4 protein-coding genes are annotated in these 4,221 nt (G+C 69.1%); 1 reads left to right on the top strand and 3 read right to left on the bottom strand.

All coding sequences use genetic code 11. The features are described from left to right. Positions 1-40 precede the first annotated feature (40 nt). Positions 41-1,315 (bottom strand): benzoate/H(+) symporter BenE family transporter, encoded by a 1,275-nt coding sequence (locus LDQ05_RS15470; RefSeq protein ID WP_226437844.1) that lies wholly within the window; start codon positions 1,313-1,315, stop codon positions 41-43. Positions 1,316-1,484: 169 nt separating this feature from the next. Between LDQ05_RS15470 and LDQ05_RS15465 the strand changes: the two genes are divergently transcribed. Beyond that, the gene (locus LDQ05_RS15465) at positions 1,485-2,339 is read left to right on the top strand and encodes a helix-turn-helix transcriptional regulator (protein ID WP_226437843.1); all 855 of its coding nucleotides are present in this window, start codon (positions 1,485-1,487) and stop codon (positions 2,337-2,339) included. A 50-nt stretch (positions 2,340-2,389) separates the two neighbouring features. Here LDQ05_RS15465 and LDQ05_RS15460 read toward each other — a convergent pair whose 3' ends face one another. Both LDQ05_RS15460 and LDQ05_RS15455 read right to left on the bottom strand, forming a co-directional pair. After that, positions 2,390-3,931: an MFS transporter gene (locus tag LDQ05_RS15460; protein WP_226437842.1), complete on the bottom strand. Its 1,542-nt coding sequence runs from the start codon at positions 3,929-3,931 to the stop codon at positions 2,390-2,392. A gap of 90 nt (positions 3,932-4,021) precedes the next feature. Further along, positions 4,022-4,221 (bottom strand): hypothetical protein (locus LDQ05_RS15455; protein WP_226437841.1); only part of this gene is annotated, 200 nt, incomplete at its 5' end.

Genomic DNA, 4,221 nt, shown 5'->3' with positions numbered 1-4,221 from the left:
CGCACTTCTGGTAGCTAGAGCTACCAGAAGTGCGCACGGGTCAGGGGGCCGACACGTGATCGTCGCGTTCGAGCATCCGCGACAGGACGTAGCCGACGAGGATCCCCCAGAACGCGGCATGGATGCCCAGCAGGTTCGGATCGGCGATCGTGACGACGAAGGTGATCAACGCCCCGAGGGTGAACTTCGTCGAGAACGCGACGACGAACGCCTGCCGTAACGCACCGAGCATCGCGATGCCGCCGAGTGCCGACACGAAGGCCTCCGGGGTCGCGAGCAGGAAACGAACCAGGCCCGGTGCGAGCACAGCGCACACCAGCGACAGCAGCCCGTACACGACGGCCGCGGTGTACTGCCGGTGTTTGACACCGGACGACGTGAGCAGCGCGTTCGTCGGGCCGGTCACACACGCCGACACCGCCCCGAACCCCGCGTTGACCAGTGAGAACAACCCCGAGACGATCGCGAACACGTTGATCGGCGGCCGGTGACCGGCGGCCCGGAGCACCGCGACACCCTGACCGTTCTGCACGACCAGCACGGTCACCGCCAGCGGAACCACCAGTTCGAGCTGCGCGGCCCACGTGAACTCGGGCACGGTGAACGTCGGCGACGCCAGGATCGCGCCGGCCTCCGCCGCCGGCACGAACTGGCCGCTCACCACGACCGCGACGACGCCGACGATCAGCGCACCGAGCACCGGCGGCACGAACCGGCCGAGCACCGGCAGCGCGGTGAGCCCGACGAACGCGACCACCATCGGCGCCGCGACGACCGGGTTGTCGCGGGTGGAGGTGACGATGTCGGTACCGGATCGCAGGAACACCGCCGCGACCATCGCCATGACGATCGGCATCGGGATCGCCGACACGACCCGTCGCACCACCCCGGTGGAACCGAGCGCGAGCACGAGCACACCGGCACCGAAGAACGCACCGACGACCTCCGCGAACGACAGATGCTGCAGGGACGGGCCGAGCAGGACGGTGCCGGGAATCGACCATGCGAACCCGAACGGCTGCCGGTACACCAGCGACATCACGACGGTGGCCAGACCGGCGGACAGGAAGATCGCGAACACCCACGACGCGAGTTGCGCTTCGGTGAGCCCACCGGCTGCCCCCACCGCCAGGGTCACGGCGATGGGTCCGGACGCGGAGAAGATCAGCCCGATCAGCCCGTTGGAGACGTAGCCGGCTCCGAGGTCGCGGACGAGATCCCGCATCCCCGCGGGACGCACGCCGGGGCGTTCGAGCAACCGGTCCGGTTCGTCACTCCCGGAATCGACGGGCGACGTCGGTGCGGTCAGGGACATCGGCTTCTCCCGAGTCGACGGAGGTGAACGGTCCGTTCCAGTTCATCAGCGATTCCACCGCCCCGATGCCGTGGACCGTGCCCAACGGATCCTGGGTACGCCATGCCCAGGATCGCCGGGGAAGCATCCGGGTGGAGCATCATGGACGGGACCGGAGCGAGGAGGTCCGTTGACTGTCGGTGGTGAACGTTCGGGAATCGAACTCGGGGAGTTCCTCAAGGCCCGTCGCGCGCTCGTGTCGCCGGTCGCGGGTGCCGGTGCGCGGCGGCGTGTGCCCGGCCTGCGCCGCGAGGAAGTCGCCGCGGCAGCCGGGGTGAGCACCGACTACTACACCCGCCTCGAGCAGGGCCGGCACAAACGCCCGTCGGAGTCGGTGTTGCATTCGCTCGCCACCGCACTGCAACTCGACGAACTCGCGACCCGGCATCTGTTCGATCTCGCGCGTTCGGTGAGCGCACCGCGCTCCGCTGCCGCCCGAGACACCGTCCAGCGGGTCCGTCCGTCGCTGCACCGGCTCCTGGACTCGTTCACCGAACATCCGGCGTTCGTGCGGGGACGGCGCACCGAGGTGCTGGCGATGAACCGGCTCGCGGCGCTGCTGCTCACCGACTTCCCCGCGAAACCGGCGCGGCGACGCAGCCTGCTGCAGTGGGCGTTCCTCGACCCGGTCGCCCGCGACCGGTATGTGGACTGGGCGAAGATCGCGGCGTCGATGGTGGGCACGCTGCGGCTCGATGCGGGACGCCACCCGGGTGATCCGCTGCTGGCACGACTGGTCGAGGAACTGTCGGAGGGCAGCGACGAGTTCCGCATGTGGTGGGCCGATCACCGCGTGGTCGAGCGTCGCGACGGCATCAAACGCCTCGACCATCCACTGGTGGGGCGGATCGACGTGTACTACGAGGCACTCGACGTCACCGGGGAAGCCGATCAGACCCTGTTCGTGTACACGACGGAACCGGGGTCGGTGTCTCGGTCACGGCTCGCCGAGCTCGCGGCGATCGCCCGCGGTCAGGGCACCTGATCGACGTCGAGGCATCGGGGTTCGTCCCCGTGCGCGGAATCCGTCGTCGATCATCTCCCCGCCGGTGTCGTCGTCGCCGATCCGCTCGTCGACGGCCACACCCGGCTCACGATCACTGCGGCCAGCAGCACCGCGACGGCGATCACGGCCATGGTGACACCGAGACCGCGGGAGAACGCGTCGACGACGGCGTCGGTCACCTTCGCCTGCAGGTCTTCGGGTAGCCGCGACAACGCCTCCCGGAACGACGACGAGTCGACCAGCGCCGCATGCGCCTGGTCGACCTCGTCGTCGGTCATCCCCGACTCCTGCACGGCCGCCCCCGAATCCGCGATGGCGAATCCTCGGGTGAATGCGGTCATGATCGCGACTCCGAGCGCACCACCGACCATGCTCGACATCTTGAACACACCTGCGGCCGCACCGGCGAGTTCTCCGGGCACCCCACCGACCGCGGTGTTCGACACCGGTGTCGACAGCAGACCGAGCCCGCACCCGATGACGACCAGCGCCAGCGCAACGACCCACAGTGCGGTTCCGGCGTTCATCGGGGCCAGGATCACGGAGCCGACAGCGAGAACGACCAACCCGAGTAACACGGGCGACCGCGCTCCCCGTCTGCCGCTCATACGGCCACCGAGCGGGATGAGCGCGAAGATGCCGACGAGCGCGGGAAGCATGAGCAGACCCGACTGGACCGCGCTGTAGCCGCGGGCATTCTGCAACCACAGCACCAGCAGGTAGCTCAGACCGGCGTAACCGAGGTTCATCATCAGATTGGCGGTGAGCGCCCCGTCGTACGGCCGCAGCCGGAACAGCGACAGGTTCACGAGCGGGTTCGCCGTCCTCCGTTCGATGAACACCCAGGTGAGCGCGAGGACCACGGCCGCTGCGAACAGGGCGAGAACGAGCGGGCTCGTCCAACCCGCGGTGGGCCCGTCCGTCAGGGCGTACAGCAACGCGAACACGGCGAGTCCGATCGTGACAAGTCCCGCCCGGTCGATCCTGCGGTTCACCGGTCCCCGACCGGATTCGGGTGTCGCCGAGCGGATCACCACCATCGCGATCGCGGCGAGCGGAAGGTTGATCCAGAACAGCCATCGCCATCCCGGACCGTCGGTGATCACCCCGCCGATCGCCGGCGCGAGCGCCTGCCCACCCCACGCCACGGCCTGCCACACACCGAACGCCGTGAGCTGCGCGGCCCCGGAGAACTGCAGCGGGATCAACGCGAGTGTCGCGGGGAGGATCAGGGCCGCACCGATACCCATCAGACCACGACCGGCGATCAACACCTCGGTGCCGGGGGCGAGAGCCGCCACGACGGAGAAACCGGCGAACAGACCGATGCCGATCATCAGGATCCGTCGTTGCCCGAAGATGTCACCGAACCGGCCGGCCGCGATCACGAGCGCGCCCGCAACGAGGCTGAACGCATTGTTCGCCCACTGCAACCCGGCCATGTCGGCGTGCATCACGTCGGCGATCGTCGGCGTGGCGACCCCGAAGTCGGCGAACGCGAGCCACACCAGACCCGCCGCGGTGCAGGTCGCGGCGAGCGACACCCAGCGGCGGGAGTCGGCGTCGGTCATGCGACGCTCCTCGATTCGACGGACGCTCGGCGCCGTGCAGGTGACGTACCTCGGGTGCGTCCAGCTTCGCACGTTCTCGTCCGCGCGACCTCATCCACGGTGGGTGAATTCCGCGTGACGGCGGCCCTGGCGTTCCTGGGCCGCGGCGGGAGTGTTCACCCGCATCGGATGGGAGGAGTTCGCGCTCGACGAACACCGGGTTCGGGCCGTGCCGGCCGACCACGACGAGATGCACCAGTTGCGCAGCCGACCGCACACCCCACCCCGTGCGCGTTTCTGGTAGCTGGGGC

Source organism: Rhodococcus yananensis (assembly GCF_020515525.1).
Classification (GTDB): Bacteria; Actinomycetota; Actinomycetes; order Mycobacteriales; family Mycobacteriaceae; genus Rhodococcus; species Rhodococcus yananensis.
Note: the sequence above shows the minus strand (reverse complement) of the source record. Positions and strands in the feature narration are given on the sequence as shown.